17 protein-coding genes and 2 tRNA genes are annotated in these 18,799 nt (G+C 42.0%); 17 read left to right on the top strand and 2 right to left on the bottom strand.

Annotated elements, in window-relative coordinates; genetic code table 11:
* The first annotated feature begins 38 nt into the window (after positions 1-38).
* The gene (locus J7I96_RS16640) at positions 39-494 is read left to right on the top strand and encodes a S1 domain-containing RNA-binding protein (protein WP_034316303.1); all 456 of its coding nucleotides are present in this window, start codon (positions 39-41) and stop codon (positions 492-494) included.
* 164 nt (positions 495-658) lie between these two features.
* Here J7I96_RS16640 and J7I96_RS16635 read toward each other — a convergent pair.
* Positions 659-730 (bottom strand) — tRNA-Glu (locus J7I96_RS16635).
* A gap of 20 nt (positions 731-750) precedes the next feature.
* Positions 751-824, bottom strand: a tRNA-Met gene (locus J7I96_RS16630).
* A 327-nt stretch (positions 825-1,151) separates the two neighbouring features.
* On the opposite strand from J7I96_RS16630, the gene spoIIE reads away from it, so the two are divergent.
* From spoIIE to lysS, 16 genes are all read left to right on the top strand, one after another.
* Complete coding sequence (gene spoIIE / locus J7I96_RS16625) at positions 1,152-3,626, top strand: stage II sporulation protein E (protein WP_034316302.1); 2,475 nt, start codon at positions 1,152-1,154, stop codon at positions 3,624-3,626.
* Positions 3,627-3,817: 191 nt separating this feature from the next.
* Positions 3,818-4,555 carry a VWA domain-containing protein gene (locus J7I96_RS16620; protein ID WP_034316300.1) on the top strand — a complete coding sequence of 246 codons (738 nt, stop codon included), beginning with the start codon at positions 3,818-3,820 and terminating at the stop codon, positions 4,553-4,555.
* Positions 4,524-5,519, top strand: coding sequence for a protein kinase domain-containing protein (locus J7I96_RS16615; RefSeq protein WP_214774393.1), 996 nt, complete (start codon positions 4,524-4,526; stop codon positions 5,517-5,519). Before J7I96_RS16620 ends, J7I96_RS16615 begins: the two co-directional genes overlap by 32 nt.
* A 93-nt stretch (positions 5,520-5,612) precedes the next feature.
* Entirely contained in the window at positions 5,613-7,007 is a 1,395-nt protein-coding gene (gene tilS, locus J7I96_RS16610; protein WP_214774344.1) for a tRNA lysidine(34) synthetase TilS, read from the top strand.
* A gap of 32 nt (positions 7,008-7,039) precedes the next feature.
* The gene (hpt, locus tag J7I96_RS16605; protein WP_214774391.1) at positions 7,040-7,579 is read left to right on the top strand and encodes a hypoxanthine phosphoribosyltransferase; all 540 of its coding nucleotides are present in this window, start codon (positions 7,040-7,042) and stop codon (positions 7,577-7,579) included.
* A 117-nt stretch (positions 7,580-7,696) separates the two neighbouring features.
* Positions 7,697-9,757, top strand: a complete 2,061-nt coding sequence (ftsH, locus tag J7I96_RS16600; protein ID WP_082854481.1) for an ATP-dependent zinc metalloprotease FtsH — start codon at positions 7,697-7,699, stop codon at positions 9,755-9,757.
* A 158-nt stretch (positions 9,758-9,915) separates the two neighbouring features.
* Positions 9,916-10,695, top strand: a complete 780-nt coding sequence (locus tag J7I96_RS16595; RefSeq protein ID WP_214774343.1) for a type III pantothenate kinase — start codon at positions 9,916-9,918, stop codon at positions 10,693-10,695.
* 26 nt (positions 10,696-10,721) lie between these two features.
* On the top strand, positions 10,722-11,603 hold the full coding sequence (gene hslO, locus J7I96_RS16590; protein ID WP_214774341.1) for an Hsp33 family molecular chaperone HslO: 882 nt from the start codon (positions 10,722-10,724) through the stop codon (positions 11,601-11,603).
* A gap of 18 nt (positions 11,604-11,621) precedes the next feature.
* Complete coding sequence (locus J7I96_RS16585; RefSeq protein WP_214774340.1) at positions 11,622-12,518, top strand: peptidyl-prolyl cis-trans isomerase; 897 nt, start codon at positions 11,622-11,624, stop codon at positions 12,516-12,518.
* A 130-nt stretch (positions 12,519-12,648) separates the two neighbouring features.
* Positions 12,649-13,575: a cysteine synthase A gene (gene cysK, locus J7I96_RS16580; protein WP_034316291.1), complete on the top strand. Its 927-nt coding sequence runs from the start codon at positions 12,649-12,651 to the stop codon at positions 13,573-13,575.
* A gap of 163 nt (positions 13,576-13,738) precedes the next feature.
* Positions 13,739-14,575: a dihydropteroate synthase gene (gene folP, locus J7I96_RS16575; protein ID WP_214774339.1), complete on the top strand. Its 837-nt coding sequence runs from the start codon at positions 13,739-13,741 to the stop codon at positions 14,573-14,575.
* Between the two features lies 1 nt (position 14,576).
* The gene (gene folB / locus J7I96_RS16570; RefSeq protein WP_034316287.1) at positions 14,577-14,936 is read left to right on the top strand and encodes a dihydroneopterin aldolase; all 360 of its coding nucleotides are present in this window, start codon (positions 14,577-14,579) and stop codon (positions 14,934-14,936) included.
* A gap of 2 nt (positions 14,937-14,938) precedes the next feature.
* Entirely contained in the window at positions 14,939-15,466 is a 528-nt protein-coding gene (folK, locus tag J7I96_RS16565; RefSeq protein WP_214774338.1) for a 2-amino-4-hydroxy-6-hydroxymethyldihydropteridine diphosphokinase, read from the top strand.
* Entirely contained in the window at positions 15,418-15,630 is a 213-nt protein-coding gene (locus J7I96_RS16560; protein ID WP_095394493.1) for a helix-turn-helix domain-containing protein, read from the top strand. Before folK ends, J7I96_RS16560 begins: the two co-directional genes overlap by 49 nt.
* 24 nt (positions 15,631-15,654) lie before the next feature.
* Positions 15,655-16,653: a tRNA dihydrouridine synthase DusB gene (gene dusB / locus J7I96_RS16555; protein WP_214774337.1), complete on the top strand. Its 999-nt coding sequence runs from the start codon at positions 15,655-15,657 to the stop codon at positions 16,651-16,653.
* A gap of 188 nt (positions 16,654-16,841) precedes the next feature.
* Entirely contained in the window at positions 16,842-18,341 is a 1,500-nt protein-coding gene (gene lysS, locus J7I96_RS16550) for a lysine--tRNA ligase (protein ID WP_214774336.1), read from the top strand.
* The last annotated feature ends 458 nt before the right edge of the window (positions 18,342-18,799 follow it).

Here is an 18,799-nt window from a genome sequence, read left to right as displayed (position 1 = left end):
AGATTTTTTTAACATTTCTAAGGAGGAACATTTTTTTTATGTCAATCGAAGTAGGCAGCAAGTTACAAGGTAAAGTAACAGGCATAACTAATTTTGGTGCATTTGTAGAGCTACCTCAAGGTTCAACCGGTCTTGTCCATATCAGTGAAGTGGCTGATAACTATGTCAAGGATATCAATGATCATTTAAAAGTGGGCGATACAGTTGAGGTGAAAGTCATCAACGTTAAAGATGGCAAGATTGGCTTGTCCATAAAAAAAGCGATAGACCGTCCTGAAGTTGAACAAAAACCTGCATACACACCACGTCCGCGCCAAGGTAGAGGGAATGACAGCCGTTCCAAAGACTTTCGCTCGAAAGGCAATGGTTTCCAACCGAAAGAAAACTTTGAGCAAAAAATGGCTAAATTCTTAAAAGATAGCGAAGACCGCTTAACGACCCTAAAACGTAGCACCGAAACGAAACGGGGAGGTCGAGGAGGAAGACGCGGATAAAACTGCTGCTGAAAAATAATAGTTTAGCAACTTTTCCTGTGAAATTATTCATAGTGTAGATAAAGGCAAGCTTGCCGGCTTGTCTTCTTTTATTATAGTACGACAAAGAAAGCGCCTCTGTTCACTTACTGATAAAAGTGTGCAGAGGCGCTTTTGATATTTGATGACCCGTACGGGATTCGAACCCGTGTTACCGCCGTGAAAGGGCGGTGTCTTAACCGCTTGACCAACGGGCCGTAAGTTTCATGTTGAAAGATAGCGGCAGAGGGGATCGAACCCCCGACCTCACGGGTATGAACCGTACGCTCTAGCCAGCTGAGCTACGCCGCCATAATGGTAAGTGCTACTGAAGCACAAGTTATATCTTACATTCGTAAAGAAAAAATGTCAACAAAAATATTAAAGTTTGTCGGTTTCCATTTCCTGATTATTTATTCGGGTTATTTTCCGCAAAAATAACCTAAAAACTTTGCTTTTCTTCAAAAAAAAAAGAACACCCGTTTCTGTATTGAAAAAAAAGGCACAAAAACCTGTATACAAATGATTATTCAAGAAGAATTTCGTCGAACGTTTTTCTTATCCGCTTATAAAATTCTGACAAAAAAATAGACAAGCCCTCTTTATAATAAAAATCACTAATACGAATGGGGTGTTGAAATGGAAAAAGTGGAAAGACCTATGATGGAACCTCTTGGAGATGTTCAGTTAAAAGAAGCGAAGGCAGGGGCCATCAATTGGATCCAACAACTGCAAATGAAGAGTGAAGACATATTCATAAAAAAAGGTATCTCTTTAGCAATCATCGGTTTTTTATTAGGAAGGGCTTTAATTCTTTCGCAGTTGGCACCATTTGGACTTCCGTTTTTCGCAGCCGTTTTTCTCATGAGACGTGATAGGGCTCCACTGGCGTTATTCGGATTGATTGCAGGTGGGCTGACCGTTCACTATTCGAATAGTTTAGTCATCTTTGCATCGGCGTTCCTGCTCCTGTTATTTCATAAGATCAAGAAGCCCGCCGTGGAAGGACAATTCAAGACGATGTCGATGTACGTATTCGCTTCACTATTCCTGGTCAACCTGGCCGAGCAATATCTGGTATTCCGAACGATTCAGCTGTACGACTTGATGATGATAGGAGTAGAGGCGGGACTCGCGATGATTTTAACTTTAATCTTCATACAGTCCATCCCGATGCTGACCGTTAGGACAAAGTCCCAATCATTAAAGACGGAGGAAATTGTCAGCATCATCATCTTACTGGCTTCGGTGATGACCGGAACCATCGGCTGGATGATATACGATTTATCACTCGACCATATATTCTCGCGATACTTGGTCCTCCTCTTCGGGCTGGCGGGAGGGGCCGCCATAGGCTCCACTGTAGGTGTAGTTACTGGATTGATATTCAGCTTGGCAAGTATTGCCAGTCTATATCAAATGAGCCTTCTCGCATTTTCAGGGCTTCTGGGCGGACTGTTGAAGGAGGGAAGGAAGATAGGGGTCGCTAGCGGCCTCTTGATTGCTACATTACTGATAGGTTTATATGGTGAGGGCACCAATAATATTATGGTGACCCTTTATGAATCACTTATAGCTGTGGCCCTATTTATATTGACACCGTCATCCATCATCAACAAAATAGCGAAACATATACCGGGAACAGTCGAGAATTCTGATGAACAGCAGCAGTATGCCCGAAAAGTGAGGGATGTCACCGCTCAAAGGGTGGAGCAATTCTCACATGTATTTGAGGCGCTCTCTAATAGCTTTTCCCAAGTGGATGAAAGGGGAAGATTGGAGGAAGATGAGAAAGAATTCGACTACTTCTTAAGTAATGTAACGGAAAAAACGTGCCAGCTTTGTTTTAAAAAGGAACAATGCTGGTCCAAGAACTTTAATACAACCTATGACGGCATGCAGGAAATTATGCTTCAATTAAGTGAAAATAATGGTCAGCTCCCCCAAAAAACTTCGAAAGAATGGGGGAAATATTGCAGTCGCGGGCCTCAGGTGATTGGGGCGATATCACAGGAGCTTACTTATTTTGAAGCTAACCAAAAACTAAAAAGGCAGGTGAAGGAAAGCCGGAAGCTAGTGGCGGATCAACTGCGGGGCGTTTCGGCAGTGATGGATGATTTTGCAAAAGAAATTCAAAGGGAAAGGAAGAATCATCATGTACATGAAGAATCCATTTTGGAAGCCATCCAGGATTTTGGCCTGCACATAGGCCATGTGGAAATATACAGTCTAGAACAAGGAAATGTTGATATAGAGATGAGTGTCCCATACTGCCAGGGCAGAGGGGAATGTGAAAAGTTGATTGCACCTATGCTTTCTGACATTTTAGGGGAAACGATAGTCGTTCATTCAGAAGAGTGTGCAACGTATCCAAGCGGGCAATGTGAGGTGATATTTAGGTCAGCAAAAAAATTCACGGTCGAAACGGGTGTGGCTCATGCTGCCAAGGGGGGAGGGCTTGTTTCAGGAGATAGTTTTACGACCATGGAAATTGGCTGCGGCAAATTCGCAATAGCCATTAGTGATGGAATGGGAAATGGGGAAAGGGCCCATTTTGAAAGTACAGAAACATTGAAGCTGCTACAAAAATTTTTACAATCGGGAATAGAAGAAAAAATAGCCATTAAATCCGTAAACTCCGTATTATCTCTACGCACTACCGATGAAATATTTTCGACTCTTGATTTGGCAATGATTGATCTTCAGGACGCAAGGGCTAAGTTTTTAAAGATCTGTTCGATACCGAGTTTCATTAAAAGGGGGGATAGGATAATAAAAATTGAATCAAGTAACCTCCCTATGGGGATCATCCAGGATTTTGATGTTGATGTAGTATCAGAAGAGCTGAAGGCAGGGGATATATTAATCATGATGAGCGATGGAGTGTTCGATGGCCCCTCACATGTCGAAAATATCGAGTTCTGGCTAAAACGAAAAATCAAGGAAATGGAAACTGACGATCCGCAGGAAATCTCTGATTTAATATTGGAAGAGGTCATCCGAACAAAAGGCATCATAGATGATGACATGACAGTGGTGACATCGAAAATTAAGCATAACACACCGAAATGGGCATCCATTCCCGTTTCCCCAAAACGCAAAAAGGCCCAGTAGGGGCCGTTTATATATAAAATAAATAAAACCCAAAATGAGGTGGTGTAAATGGAAGAAGGATAAAAGGTAAAGTGATGAACTCTTTTCAATCATTCCGCTCCATGATATGACTTGGTGTAATGTCTGTTGCGTATAATTTCCCCTTTTTTAGTCAATTATGGTAACAAGTTGATAGGAAGGGAGAGCAAAACATGAAAGCAGGAACATTAAGACAGATTTTGCTTATAACCGACGGATGTTCAAATCATGGTGAGGAGCCGTCTGCCATGGCTGAATTAGCAAGGGAACAAGGCATAACCATCAATGTCATAGGTGTAATGGAAAATGATGTGATAGATGAAAAGGGACTTAAGGAAATCGAGAAGATTGCTGGTTCAGGAGGTGGCGTAAGTCAAGTAGTCTATTCGCAGCAGTTGTCCCAAACCGTCCAGATGGTGACACAAAAGGCGATGACTCAAACGATACAGGGAGTTATCAATCGCGAGCTTCAACAAATACTCGGAGATTCAAAAACGATGGAGGATCTTCCGCCGGATAAACGGGGAGAAGTGATGGAGGTGGTCGATGAGCTTGGGGAAACAAGCAAGCTCGAAGTACTGATTCTTGTTGATACCAGTGCAAGCATGAAACATAAACTGCCTACAGTGAAAGATTCCTTATTAGATCTTTCCCTTAGTATGAATGCAAGGATGGGTGACAGCCGTTTTTCCGTATTCGTATTTCCTGGGAAAAGAAATGACGTTGAAAAGTTGCTGGATTGGACCCCGAACCTCGAAGCCTTGACGGCAACCTTTCCTAAGCTTAGTACAGGGGGACTCACTCCGACAGGTCCTGCCATTCGTGAAGCTTTAACTCATTTCAATAAAAAACGTTCATTGAGGGGATTGTTATCACATGATGATGAACAATACTTTGAGGAATCAATGTAAACTTCTTCCTGGCAGTATAGTCACTGGAAAATGGAATAAAAACCAGTACAAAATAATTAAGGAATTGGGGTGTGGAGCGAACGGGATCGTTTATTTGGTTGAAAGAGGAAATCGTCATTATGCTTTAAAGCTCAGTGATAATGGGACGTCCATTATTTCGGAGATGAATATCCTAAAATCCTTTTCAAAGGTCCAGGGGTCTACCCTTGGACCTTCATTTTTGGAAGCGGATGATTTCATGAAAACAGGAAAGCAGCTCCCTTTTTATGTCATGGAATATATCCATGGACAAGATTTTTTGCGTTTCATTGATAAGAAAGGGTCGTCATGGATTGGAGTCTTGATGCTTCAGCTTTTAACAAGCTTGTCTGCCTTGCATTCCAATGGCTGGGTGTTCGGTGATTTGAAACCAGAGAATTTGATCGTGACATCACCAGCCTATAAGGTACGGTGTGTGGATGTTGGCGGAACCACCTTGATCGGGCGGTCTGTTAAAGAATTTACTGAGTTCTTTGACAGGGGGTACTGGGGACTTGGATCAAGAAAGGCCGATCCGCAATATGACTTGTTCGCTGTGGCAATGATTGTAATCAATTCTGCCTATCCCGGACGTTTCCAGAAGAAAGGGGAGGGGTATAAACAGCTTAACGACTTAATTAAGCAGAAAAAGGAATTGCATCCATACAGGAAGATGTTGGATAAGGCGCTCCTCGGGCAGTATGATTCAGCCGTCCAAATGCGGGAGGATCTGGTAAAGGTGCTAAGTAAGCAAAATCATTCGAAGAAAAAGGGCCCGAACCAGACAGCGACGGGTCAGCAGCAAACCGCGCAACCTTCAACAAGACAAGCAAGAAGGTTCCAAAACCAATCAAAAAAGAAAAGCGGCGGTTTTTTTGAAACGTTTTTGCTGGTTGCCATCATATCGATGCTCTATGTTCTTTACATATATGAACAGTTGTTATGATATAGTTATTAGGTGAATGCCATGAAATGGTTGAAACCATTTCATGATTGAATCGTATAAAACTAATGCCTGTCCATAAAGAAGGAAGATTGTATGTTAAAGGAAAAAGTTCTGAGCACCATTTATAGAAACGAATTGATTAAGGAAAACTCGAAGTTGCTAATAGGCGTTTCCGGAGGACCGGACTCGCTGGTGCTTCTCCATATCCTTAAGGAAATTCAACCTCTTTTTCATTACGAGATGATCGTAGCAAGTGTTGACCATATGTTTCGTGGTGAAGAGTCCTATGGGGATTATAAATATGTCGAACACATTTGTGAACGGTGGGGCATTACATTTGAGGGAAAAAGGATCGATGTTCCTGCCCGGATGGAGCAGACGGGGGAAAGTTCACAAATAACGTCAAGAAAGCTGCGTTTTGCTTTCTATGAGGAAGTGATGGATAAGCATCAAGCCTCCACGCTTGTCCTGGGGCATCATGGAGATGATCAAATAGAAACGATGCTCATGCGTTTAACAAGAGGGGCGACAGGCAAGGCAAGAGCGGGTATTCCTATAAAGAGACGTTTTCATACAGGGAATCTGATCAGGCCTTTTCTTGAAATCACGAAAAGCCAAATAATCGAATATGCGGGCCTTCATGATATTGAACCAAGGTTTGATCCGAGCAATGAAACCGGCGTCTATGCAAGAAATCGTTTTAGGCATGAAGTTCTTCCTTTTCTAAAGAAAGAAAATAGAAAGGTTCATGAGCATTTTCAACGATTCAGTGAAGAGCTATATGAAGATGAAGAGTTTTTTTTGAACCTGGTTTCAAGCAAAATGTCCGAGGTTTGGATCCAGCAGGATAAAGATCAAGCGGTTATTCAGATTGATAAGGTTCTCGCGATGCCTAAACCTTTACAAAGAAGGGCGATTCAACTAATATTAAACTATCTTTATTTGGAGAGACCTTCATCGCTTTCGGCATTACATATTGACCAACTTTTAGTTTTGTTTTTGAATCCTCAACCATCTGCAGAATTGCATCTTCCGGAGGGCCTTATTGCGGAAAAATCATATCAAACTTGCATGTTTAGATTTTTTCGGCAAAAAAGCCGTGAATATTCCCTAAAATTACAAATTCCCGGTGAGACTATTCTTCCGAATGGATATAAGATTAAAGCGCACTATATAAAAGAAGAAATTCCGGTACTTAGGGGAAATCATTCTTTTATTCTTCCCGAATCAGCTGTTCAGTTTCCGCTTACAGCCCGAACCAGGAATGAAGGCGAACGGATGGCCGTCAAGGGATTAGGTGGAACTAAAAAGTTAAAGGATATTTTTATTAATGAAAAGATCCCGATGCTAGAAAGAAATGTGTGGCCGGTCATCATCGATCAAACGGGAACGGCGATTTGGCTGCCCGGTTTAAAGAAGTCGAATGTCGAGCCGGATATAATTTCTGATGAAAAATCTTTAATTTACTTAGAATATAAAAAAGCTTAATTCTTCATGGGGGGCAATTAATTACAATGACCATGCAAAACGACATTGAAAAAGTTTTAATATCAGAGGAAGAACTTCAATTGAAAATAAGGGAATTGGGTGCGCAGCTAGAAGCTGATTACCAAGGTAAGTTCCCGTTGGCCATCGGAGTGCTGAAAGGCGCCATGCCATTTATGTCAGATTTACTGAAACGCGTTGATACACATCTTGAAATGGACTTTATGGATGTTTCGAGCTATGGTAACTCCACTGTATCTTCCGGTGAAGTGAAAATCATCAAGGATCTTGATACATCGGTTGAAGGCCGGGATATTTTAATTATCGAAGATATTATCGACAGCGGTTTGACTCTTAGCTATCTTGCGGAACTTTTCCGTTATCGAAAAGCAAAATCAATTAAAATCGTTACCTTATTGGATAAACCAACAGGCAGGAAAGCGGATATCACTCCGGACTATGCCGGGTTCATCGTTCCAGATGCATTTGTTGTCGGATATGGTCTTGATTTTGCGGAAAAGTATCGCAATCTCCCGTATATTGGCATATTGAAGCCTGAAATTTACTCGAATTAATCGTACCTGTTTGAAAGAGAAGACCAGATAAAAACAGCGGTGTTAAATTATTGTAATTCATTAATTTTATATGATAGTATTTACTATAGTTTGTTTACCCGTGGGAGGAGGTAAGGGATGAATCGGATCTTCCGTAATACCATATTTTATTTACTGATCTTTTTGGTCATCATTGGGATTGTAAGCATTTTTAATAATAACAATGAACCAACGGAGAAAATGACCCAAGATGAATTCTATAAGCATTTGGAGAATGGGGACGTTACTGCACTGACGATGCAGCCCGAAAGCAGTGTATTTGAAATCACAGGAAAGCTCAAAGGTTATGAGGAAAACAAATTCTTTGTGACGTACGTGCCTTTCAGTGAATATTCGCAAAGTCGGATAAATGATGCCGTAACCAAGTTGGGTAAGGACATCATCACTGTGGAACCTCCAGAAAAGACAAGTGGCTGGGTGACATTTTTCACTTCCATCATTCCATTTGTAATCATTTTTATCCTCTTCTTCTTTTTACTTAACCAAGCTCAGGGCGGCGGTGGTGGCCGCGTCATGAACTTCGGGAAAAGTAAGGCGAAATTGTATAATGATGATAAGAAAAAAGTTCGCTTCAATGATGTTGCCGGAGCGGACGAAGAAAAGCAGGAACTTGTCGAGGTCGTTGAATTCTTGAAAGATCCTCGCAAATATGCCGAGCTTGGAGCCCGCATCCCTAAAGGGGTACTTTTAGTTGGGCCTCCTGGTACAGGTAAAACTTTACTTGCACGAGCAGTAGCTGGTGAAGCCGGAACTCCTTTCTTCTCAATCAGTGGTTCTGATTTTGTTGAAATGTTTGTGGGTGTCGGTGCATCCCGCGTTCGTGATTTGTTTGAAAATGCTAAGAAGAATGCACCATGTATCATCTTCATCGATGAAATTGATGCAGTCGGTCGTCAACGTGGCGCAGGTCTTGGTGGCGGTCACGATGAACGCGAACAGACATTGAACCAATTACTGGTGGAAATGGATGGTTTCGGTGGTAATGAAGGAATCATAATCATCGCTGCGACTAACCGTGCTGATGTATTGGATCCGGCATTATTGCGTCCGGGACGTTTTGACCGTCAAATAACGGTAGGCCGCCCTGATGTTAAGGGCCGTGAAGAAGTGCTGAAAGTGCATGCACGCAATAAACCATTGGCAGAAACAGTCGATTTGAAAGCGATCGCTCAGCGTACTCCAGGATTTTCTGGTGCAGATCTTGAAAACTTACTTAATGAAGCGGCGCTTGTTGCTGCCCGTCAAGATAAGAAGAAGATCGACATGTCCGATTTGGATGAAGCTTCGGATCGCGTTATCGCCGGACCTGCCAAGAAAAACCGTGTCATTTCCAAAAAGGAAAGAAATATCGTAGCGTGGCATGAAGCAGGACATACCATTATTGGGCTGGTTCTGGATGATGCCGAAATCGTTCATAAAGTTACGATTGTCCCTCGTGGTCAAGCTGGCGGTTATGCAGTTATGCTGCCGAAAGAAGATCGTTTCTTCATGACGGAACCTGAGCTAAAAGATAAAATCGTAGGACTATTGGGTGGCCGTGTAGCCGAAGAAGTTACATTCGGAGAAGTGAGTACCGGTGCGCATAACGACTTCCAGCGTGCAACGGGCATAGCTCGTAGCATGGTTATGGAATATGGAATGAGTAAGCTCGGACCGCTTCAATTCGGTAATTCTCAAGGTCAGGTCTTCCTAGGCCGCGATTTCAACAATGATCAAAACTATTCAGATGCAATAGCATATGAAATCGATCTTGAAATTCAACGTATCATCAAGGAAGCTTACGAAAGATGTAAGAAAATCCTTACTGAAAATCGTGAAAAACTTGATTTGGTTGCAAAAACCCTGCTTGAAGTGGAAACACTTGATGCGGAACAAATCAAAGGATTGTTCCATAATGGTAAATTGCCAGATCGGGATTATACGGCTCTGAATGGGAATTTAACCACTGATGAGAATGTCAAGGTGAACATCAATAAGAAGAAGGAAGAAAAAGAGGCCCTATTAGATCCATTGGATAAAAGAGGACCTGAGGACCTTGAAATAACGGAGGAAGGACTGAATACCCCTCCAATCAAAGAAGGTGCACCTCAAGATCAGCCGCTTTCCTTCCCGAACGAAGATGACAATAAAAAGTCTTAAGTTGACTAAATTCAAAAGGGTATTTCCGCCTCGGAAATACCCTTTTCTTAACTCTTGTGATAAAGTTTTTGGGGTACCTTTCGAAAAGTGCGACTAATAGCGTGTGATATAGCAGTGTGTTATGATGTTGGAGAATAATTTACCGGAGTGATGAAACGATGATTTTTGTATTGGATGTTGGGAATACGAATACCGTATTAGGCGTATACGATGAAGATATTTTAAAATATCATTGGCGAATAGAGACTAACCGTCACAAGACAGAAGATGAGTATGGAATGGTCATAAAGTCTTTGCTGCAACATGAAGGTCTTTCGTTTGATCAATTTGATGGAATCATTATTTCTTCGGTAGTTCCGCCAATTATGTTTGCGCTTGAACGCATGTGCAAAAAATACTTTGGAATTAAACCGCTAATAGTTGGACCTGGAATAAAAACTGGATTGAATATTAAATACGAAAATCCCCGTGAGGTGGGAGCCGACCGAATCGTTAATGCGGTTGCAGGCATTCAGGAATATGGAAGCCCTCTCATCATCGTGGATTTTGGCACGGCAACGACATATTGCTACATAAATGAGGATAAACAATACATGGGCGGAGCCATTGCTCCTGGTATAAATATTTCTACTGAAGCACTTTATTCAAAAGCAGCCAAACTTCCAAGAATAGAAATCAGCCGGCCGGAAGGGATTATTGGGAAAAATACGGTCTCCGCCATGCAGTCTGGCATTTTGTATGGATATGTTGGTCAGGTAGAAGGAATCGTCAATCGAATTAAGGCGCAAAGTAATCTAGAACCAACGGTAATAGCGACAGGCGGACTGGCTACCTTAATTGCTAATGAGTCCACTGTGATTGACGTTGTGGAGCCATTTTTGACCTTGAAGGGGCTGCAGCTGATTTATAAACGTAATCGTGAGCAAGTAAAGAAGTAATACAAAGCTTGAAAGGAGCAAAATAAATGAAGGATTATCTAATAAAAGCGTTAGGCTATGAAGGCCAGGTGCGGGCATATGCTGTTTCAACAACAGACACCGTAGGAGAAGCGCAGCGACGCCATTATACATGGCCTACTGCATCTGCTGCCCTTGGACGCGCTATGACGGCAGGCGTTATGATGGGCGGAATGTTAAAAGGTGAAGAAAAGCTGACGATTAAAATCGAGGGTGGTGGACCGATTGGTTCCATCCTGGTCGACAGCAATGCAAAGGGAGAAGTCCGCGGATATGTCACTCACCCGCAAACCCACTTTGATTTGAATGAGCAGGGAAAGCTGGATGTAAGGAGAGCGGTGGGTACCGATGGGTTGCTGACTGTTGTCAAAGACATTGGTCTTCGTGATTACTTTTCGGGGCAAGTACCGCTTGTATCGGGAGAGTTAGGTGAAGATTTCACTTATTACTTTGTTACTTCCGAACAGGTGCCATCATCTGTTGGGGTTGGGGTTCTCGTGAATCCGGATAATTCAATCCTTGCAGCGGGTGGATTTATCATTCAGTTGATGCCGGGTACATCCGAAGATACGATTTCCAAAATTGAAAATCGACTAAGCACGATAACTCCTGTTTCCAAGATGATTCAAAGTGGAATGACTCCTGAAGAAATCCTAACCGAAATTTTAGGTGAGGGCAATGTGAATATACTAGAAAAAATGGATGTCCAATTCTCCTGTCAATGTTCCAGGGAGAGAATTGCCACTGCATTGATTAGCCTTGGGCAGGCCGAGATCCGGGATATCATTGAGACAGACGGACAAGCGGAGGCGCATTGTCATTTTTGTAATCAGACCTACCAATTCTCGAAGGAAGAACTCGAGGAACTGGAAGCGGAAACCAAAAAATAATTTACGGGGGATAAGGGTTTGCCAAAACAAAAGCTTCGGGCGATTATTGCTGGCCTTGCCTTGTTGAACCTATTGACTATCATTATCTTTGTCATAAAACCACTAATCATTTCAAAATCCGTCATTGGGGAAGAAACGGCCGCAAAGGTTGGATCCAAGGATATTTCCCGGGAAGCATGGATTAATGAGCTCGAAAAAAGATATGGGGAAGATGTACTTGAGGATATGGTCGATAAAGAGGTAGTGAAACAGGCAGCTGAAAAATACAAAGTGAAGACTTCGGATGAAGAGCTTGATCGGGAACTTAAAATGATGAAAACGATGTATGGGACTACCGGTCAGAACCTTAATAAAAGTAACGATCAGCTGAGGCAGGAAATTCAGTCGAGTCTCCTTCTCGAGAAGCTCCTCACCAAGGACGTTTCGGTTTCCGAAACGGCAATGCGGAGTCATTATGATAATAATAAGGATATCTACAGAATCCCTACTGCTTTCCATATTTCCCATATCACCACTTCTACAAAAAAGCAGGCAGACCAAGTCATACGTGAACTGGAGAAAGGTGTCTCCTTTGATGTCTTGGCAATGGAAAAGTCGCTTGATGAATTCACTGCCAATCAAGGGGGCGACATGGGTTATATATCACAGGATAACGAGCAAGTATCCAAGGAATACATTACCGCTGCCGAGAAATTGAAGGTGAAAAAGTGGAGTGATGCAATCCAAACGGAGGATGGCTGGGCCGTTCTCTACCTGCATGAAAGAATAGAGGGTAAGCAATATGAATATGAAGAAGTTAAAGACAAGATTCACCGCCAAATAGCTCTTGAACAGATTCAGGCACCGGTCTCAGGGAAAATTTTCTGGGACGAATTTGATGTAGAATGGTTTTATGGATTGAAGGAAGAAAAGTAGGTCAATGGTTGTGTGAGAAAATTTAGAATATAGTATATAATTATTGACAATGAACTATTAAAACTGGTAACTTTAAAATTATAAAACCAATAAACATACTCGGTATTGAAATGATAAGGGAGTGGAGAAAATGGCACGTATAGCTAATTCTGTAATCGATTTAATTGGACAAACACCTATTGTTAAGTTAAACAAGCTTCAAAATGAAAACAGTGCAGATATTTATTTGAAACTTGAGTATTTTAACCCAGGCAGCAGTGTAAAGGACCGTATCGCCCTTGCGATGATCGAAGCGGCAGAAAAAAATGGTACCCTTAAGCCAGGTGATACGATCATTGAACCTACAAGCGGAAATACTGGAATAGGCCTGGCGATGGTAGCTGCGGCAAAGGGCTATAAATCAATTCTGGTTATGCCGGAGACGATGAGCTTGGAACGCCGTAACTTGCTTCGCGCTTATGGAGCAGAGTTAGTTCTTACTCCTGGGCCTGAAGGAATGAAGGGTGCAATCGCAAAGGCGACTGAGCTTTCTAAAGAAAAAGGTTACTTCATTCCACAGCAATTCGAAAACGAAGCCAACCCTGAAGTACATCGGAACACAACAGGTCCTGAAATCGTTGAAGCCTTTGGAGATGAAGGCCTGGATGCATTCGTTGCCGGAATCGGTACTGGCGGAACCATTACAGGTGCCGGTGAAGTCCTGCGTGAGAAATTCCCTGACATTAAAATTTACGCTGTTGAACCTGCGGATTCCCCAGTATTATCGGGAGGGACTCCAGGACCTCATAAAATCCAAGGAATCGGGGCAGGCTTCATTCCAACTATATTGAATACAGATCTCTATGACGAAATCATTCAAGTCAATACAGAGGAATCTTTTGATTATGCACGCCGCGCAGCAAAAGAAGAAGGAATCCTTGGCGGAATTTCTTCTGGAGGTGCAATCGCAGCTGCCATTAAAGTGGCTGACAAACTGGGAAAAGGCAAAAAGGTACTTGCCATCATACCAAGTAATGGTGAACGCTACTTAAGTACGCCATTATATAATTTTGAGTAAGACAAGACGCTAAAAATGAGAAGCGAAGTTCCTTAGGGGCTTTGCTTTTCTTTTTGCAGTAATGTCAGCAGAAGTGTTCCGAATCTTCCTGGAGCTTGCACTATGCCTGTGTAAATGGGTAAACTCGTATATATAGATTTCTTTAAGTGAAGGAGAACGTTGGATGTCATTAGCTGGAGCGTCAAAAATAAAATGCGGTTCATTTGATTTGGATTACAGCAATAAAACCTTAATTATGGGGATTTTGAATGTTACGCCGGACTCCTTTTCGGATGGCGGGAAATATAATCGGATAGATGCTGCTTTGAAGCATGCCGAACGGATGGTCAACGATGGAGCGGATATATTGGATGTAGGCGGAGAGTCCACCCGACCTAATTATGAGAGGATATCGGAGGAAGAGGAAATAGAGAGAGTCGCCCCGATTATAGAGGCCATAACCCGTAATATTGAGGTTCCAATATCGGTCGATACGTATAAATCAAGAGTGGCGGAAGCGGCGGTAAAAGCAGGAGCCCATATATTAAATGACATATGGGGAGGTAAAGCCGATTCCTTGATGTCGAAGGTAGCTGCGGAATATAATGTGCCGATCATCTTGATGCATAACAGGGGTAATATGGAATATGGACATTTTGTTCGGGATGTACTTCAAGATTTATTCGAAAGCATCATGTTGGTGAAGGATGCAGGTGTCAAGGATGAAAACATCATACTCGATCCAGGAATTGGCTTTGCGAAAGATTTAAAGTTGAATTTAGAAATGATGAGGAATCTTGATAAGCTGGTATCGTTAGGTTATCCAGTTCTGTTAGCCACATCAAGAAAGTCCATGATTGGACATGTTCTGGACCTGCCGCCTGGTGAGCGAATGGAAGGAACGGCCGCCACAATCTGTCATGGCATTCAACAAGGCTGTCAAATGGTTCGCGTACATGATGTGAAGGAAATGGCACGGACTGCAAAGATGATGGATGCTCTATTAGGAAAAGGTGAATGATATGGATAAGATATATGTGAATAAAATGGAGTTTTACGGTTATCATGGAGTTTTTCCGGAAGAAACGAAGCTTGGTCAGCGATTTAAAGTGGATTTAATCGTCCAGACTGATTTAGCCAAGGCGGGAAAGAGTGACAACCTTGAAGACTCAATCAACTATGGCGAGTTATATGAAGTGTGTAAAAATGTTGTTGAGGGAGAGCCTTTTAAGTTAGTGGAAGCTGTCGCTGAAAAAATCGCCTCTGAACTGCTTAATAAATATTCTTCCATCGAGACATGCACCGTCAAGGTTTATAAACCAGATCCTCCAATAGCAGGTCACTATGATTCGGTTGCTATAGAGATTGTAAGGGGACGCTGATTGTGAGAAATATTGCTTACCTTTCAATAGGGTCGAACTTAGGTGATCGCCTTGAAACATTCCGAAAGGCTTTCCAATTATTGTCTGAAAGCCCGCATATCAAATTGGTGTCATGCTCCTCTTTATATGAAACGGACCCGATAGGATATGAAGACCAGGACTGTTTTTTAAACGCTGTCCTTAAAGTGAGAACCGATTTAGAACCCGAACAATTACTTCAGGCTTGTATGAAAATTGAACAGGATTTAGGGAGAAAAAGGGAAATCAGGTGGGGTCCTCGTACTTTAGACCTTGACATTTTGTTATATAATCATGAAAATATTGAGACAGAGACTCTTTCAGTCCCGCACCCTCGTATGCACGAGAGGGCTTTTGTTATCGTGCCTTTAATGGAAGTGGACCCAGATATATCACTTCCGCAAATGCATGCACCTTTGAGCGACCTGCTTGAACAGATTTCGGATAAAGAAGGAGTTCGATTATGGAAGGTGAAAAATGGGGAAGGCGTATTCGCGCTTTTCGAAAGTTAAAGGGTTATACCCAGGAAGGATTTGCGAGGGAAATAGGTGTATCCGTTTCCTTGCTGGGAGAAGTTGAACGAGGGAACCGTAACCCTTCAGAAGCATTTTTACTGGAAGTGGCGGAAATTCTTCATATTTCCATTGAGGAGCTTCAGCCACCTGAGGAAAAATGAAAGAATGTTATAGGGGGCCACAAAGTGTTAAGAATAGGCGATATAGAAATGAAGAACCAGGTAGTGCTGGCACCGATGGCGGGAGTCTGTAACTCGGCATTCCGCTTGACCGTCAAGGAATTTGGTGCTGGTCTTGTTTGTGCGGAGATGGTCAGTGACAAGGGAATCGTTCTTAAAAATGCTAGAACGATGAATATGCTTTATATAGATGAAAGAGAAAAGCCGTTAAGTTTGCAAATCTTTGGCGGTGAAAAGAAGAATTTGGTCGAAGCTGCGCAATTTGTAGATAAAAATACAACTGCTGACATCATCGATATCAACATGGGCTGCCCTGTCCCTAAAATCACTAAATGTGATGCGGGTGCGAAGTGGCTTCTCGATCCGAACAAAATTTATGAGATGGTTTCAGCGGTGGTTGATGCTGTTGAAAAGCCGGTAACTGTAAAAATGCGCATAGGATGGGATGATGAACACGTTTTTGCGATTCAAAATGCTCAGGCTGTTGAACGCGCAGGTGGTAAAGCTGTTTCCATGCATGGCAGAACACGTGTTCAAATGTATGAAGGAAAAGCTAACTGGGACATTATCCGTGAAGTGAAGAAATCGATTAATATTCCCCTAATCGGTAATGGTGATGTGGAAACTCCACAGGATGCGGAAAGAATGCTGAAGGAAACGGGTGTTGATGGAGTCATGATCGGCCGTGCAGCTCTAGGTAACCCGTGGATGATTTACCGGACTGTAAAATATCTTGAAACCGGTCAACTGATGGATGAGCCTTCAGTTCGTGAAAAGATGGATGTTTGCGTGCTTCATATGGATCGTCTGATTGCGTTGAAAAATGAAAATGTCGCCGTTCGCGAAATGCGTAAGCATGCTTCTTGGTATTTAAAGGGTGTTAAAGGGAACGCTAAGGCTCGCAAAGGAATTAATGATTGTGAAACAAGAGAAGATGTTGTTACGCTTCTTTATGGACTTGTTGATGAAGTTGAAGCAAAGGAACAAAACCTCCAAATGGTCTGATGTTTGACATCACCTTCCTATTTTCCTATAATACGCTTATCTTAAACTGCCAGTAATCCTGGCAGTTTTTATATGTACATAAACAATGTTTTATGATAAAAAGCTGTTGAAATCCTTAACTTTATGTAAGAATAAATATGTATGCAAAAGAATTTCTGATTAATTATATAAAGCATTTATTAATAAAGATGGAGATGATTTTCGTGAGTCATGAAGAATTGAATGACCAACTGCAGGTAAGGCGCGATAAAATGCAGGCCATGATGGATAATGGACAAGACCCTTTTGGGAGCAGATTCGAGCGCACGCATAACACTCAAGAAATAATCAGTGCTTATGGTGAAGTAGAAAAGGAAGAACTTGAAGAAAAAGAAATTGAAGTTACGATCGCTGGCCGTGTCATGACGAAGCGTGGAAAAGGGAAAGCGGGATTTGCCCATATCCAGGATATTAGCGGTCAAATCCAAATCTACGTCCGTTTGGATAACATCGGTGAAGATTCTTACCAAATTTTCAATCAAACGGATCTTGGCGACATCGTAGGAGTAACAGGCGTTATTTTCAAAACCAAAGTCGGGGAACTTTCCATTAAAGCTAAAGAATATGTTTTCCTTGCTAAAGCGCTTCGCCCGTTGCCTGATAAATTTCATGGCCTAAAGGATGTTGAAGAGCGTTACCGGAAACGATATGTCGATTTAATTACAAATGAAGAAAGCAAAAATACGTTGATCATGCGCAGTCGCATTGTACAAGCCATGAGAAGGTATTTGGATGATCATGGATACCTTGAAGTGGAGACGCCGCTATTGCACTCTGTTGCTGGTGGAGCAGCTGCACGGCCTTTCCTTACTCACCATAATGCTTTGGATATGCCTTTGAATTTAAGGATTGCCATTGAACTTCATCTAAAACGCTTGATCGTTGGCGGATTGGAGAAAGTTTATGAAATTGGCCGGGTTTTCAGAAATGAAGGGGTATCCACAAGGCACAACCCTGAATTCACATTGATTGAATTATACGAAGCTTATGCGGATTACCAAGATATCATGAGTTTAACGGAAAATCTGATTGCCCATATTGCTCAGGAAGTTCTGGGCACGACTACCATCCAGTATGGGGAGTATGAGATAGAGTTAAAACCGGAATGGAAACGACTTCACATGGTTGACGCTGTAAAAGAATATACCGGTGTGGACTTCTGGACTGAAATGAGTAAAGAAGAAGCCCAGCAGCTTGCTAAAGAAAATGGGATTGAAATTAAGGAATCCATGGAGTTTGGCCATATCGTAAATGAATTCTTTGAACAAAAGGTGGAAGATAAGTTAATTCAACCTACATTCATCTATGGACATCCAGTGGAAATCTCTCCTTTAGCAAAGAGAAATCCGGAAGATTCCCGTTTCACAGATCGTTTTGAGTTATTCATTGTAGGTAGGGAGCATGCAAATGCGTTCACTGAACTTAATGACCCGATTGATCAACGTCAACGCTTTGAAGCTCAATTGAAAGAACGAGAGCAAGGTAATGATGAAGCTCATGAAATGGATGAAGATTTCTTGGAGGCGTTAGAGTACGGAATGCCGCCTACTGGAGGACTGGGAATTGGTGTTGACCGTTTGGTTATGCTATTGACTAATTCTCCTTCCATACGTGACGTCCTGTTATTCCCTTTAATGAGACATCGCTAATATAATAAAATGAGTTTTGATTGCATGGCCGAATTCGGATGGCTGGGATCATTGGGGCAACTCCTGATCCTAGTAAGTCCGATTCGGTTTTTGTTTTTTTATTATAATTTCATATCTTTGATTTAGTTTGAATTCTAGGGTTTGAAAGAAAAACAACATTATCGCAAAAAAACTTTATAAAAGGTATTGCACAGTTAACGTAATGGTGTTATATTTATATCTGTCGTTACGAACGAGTTGCAAACAGATTACAAACTTTAAAAAGTTTTTAAAAAAGTTGTTGACTCCGAGTAATGAAAATGTTATTATAAATAAGCTGTTCCGAAAGACATTGCTCTTTGAAAACTGAACAAAACAAAGCGCCAACGTTAAATTTTAAGTGAGCACACACTATCAAAAAAGCAAATGAGCAAGTCAAACATTTCTTCGGAGAGTTTGATCCTGGCTCAGGACGAACG

It is taken from the genome of Bacillus sp. ISL-78 (assembly GCF_018613455.1).
Taxonomy (GTDB): domain Bacteria; phylum Bacillota; class Bacilli; order Bacillales; family DSM-1321; genus Peribacillus; species Peribacillus frigoritolerans.
This window is presented reverse-complemented; position numbering and strand designations above follow the sequence as displayed.

Coding starts and splice junctions, on each gene's coding strand:
- J7I96_RS16640 (WP_034316303.1), top strand. CDS start 39: ATGTCAATCGAAGTAGGCAGCAAGTTACAAGGTAAAGTAACAGGCATA.
- spoIIE (WP_034316302.1), top strand. CDS start 1,152: ATGGAAAAAGTGGAAAGACCTATGATGGAACCTCTTGGAGATGTTCAG.
- J7I96_RS16620 (WP_034316300.1), top strand. CDS start 3,818: ATGAAAGCAGGAACATTAAGACAGATTTTGCTTATAACCGACGGATGT.
- J7I96_RS16615 (WP_214774393.1), top strand. CDS start 4,524: ATGATGAACAATACTTTGAGGAATCAATGTAAACTTCTTCCTGGCAGT.
- tilS (WP_214774344.1), top strand. CDS start 5,613: ATGTTAAAGGAAAAAGTTCTGAGCACCATTTATAGAAACGAATTGATT.
- hpt (WP_214774391.1), top strand. CDS start 7,040: ATGCAAAACGACATTGAAAAAGTTTTAATATCAGAGGAAGAACTTCAA.
- ftsH (WP_082854481.1), top strand. CDS start 7,697: ATGAATCGGATCTTCCGTAATACCATATTTTATTTACTGATCTTTTTG.
- J7I96_RS16595 (WP_214774343.1), top strand. CDS start 9,916: ATGATTTTTGTATTGGATGTTGGGAATACGAATACCGTATTAGGCGTA.
- hslO (WP_214774341.1), top strand. CDS start 10,722: ATGAAGGATTATCTAATAAAAGCGTTAGGCTATGAAGGCCAGGTGCGG.
- cysK (WP_034316291.1), top strand. CDS start 12,649: ATGGCACGTATAGCTAATTCTGTAATCGATTTAATTGGACAAACACCT.
- folP (WP_214774339.1), top strand. CDS start 13,739: ATGTCATTAGCTGGAGCGTCAAAAATAAAATGCGGTTCATTTGATTTG.
- folB (WP_034316287.1), top strand. CDS start 14,577: ATGGATAAGATATATGTGAATAAAATGGAGTTTTACGGTTATCATGGA.
- J7I96_RS16560 (WP_095394493.1), top strand. CDS start 15,418: ATGGAAGGTGAAAAATGGGGAAGGCGTATTCGCGCTTTTCGAAAGTTA.
- lysS (WP_214774336.1), top strand. CDS start 16,842: ATGGAGATGATTTTCGTGAGTCATGAAGAATTGAATGACCAACTGCAG.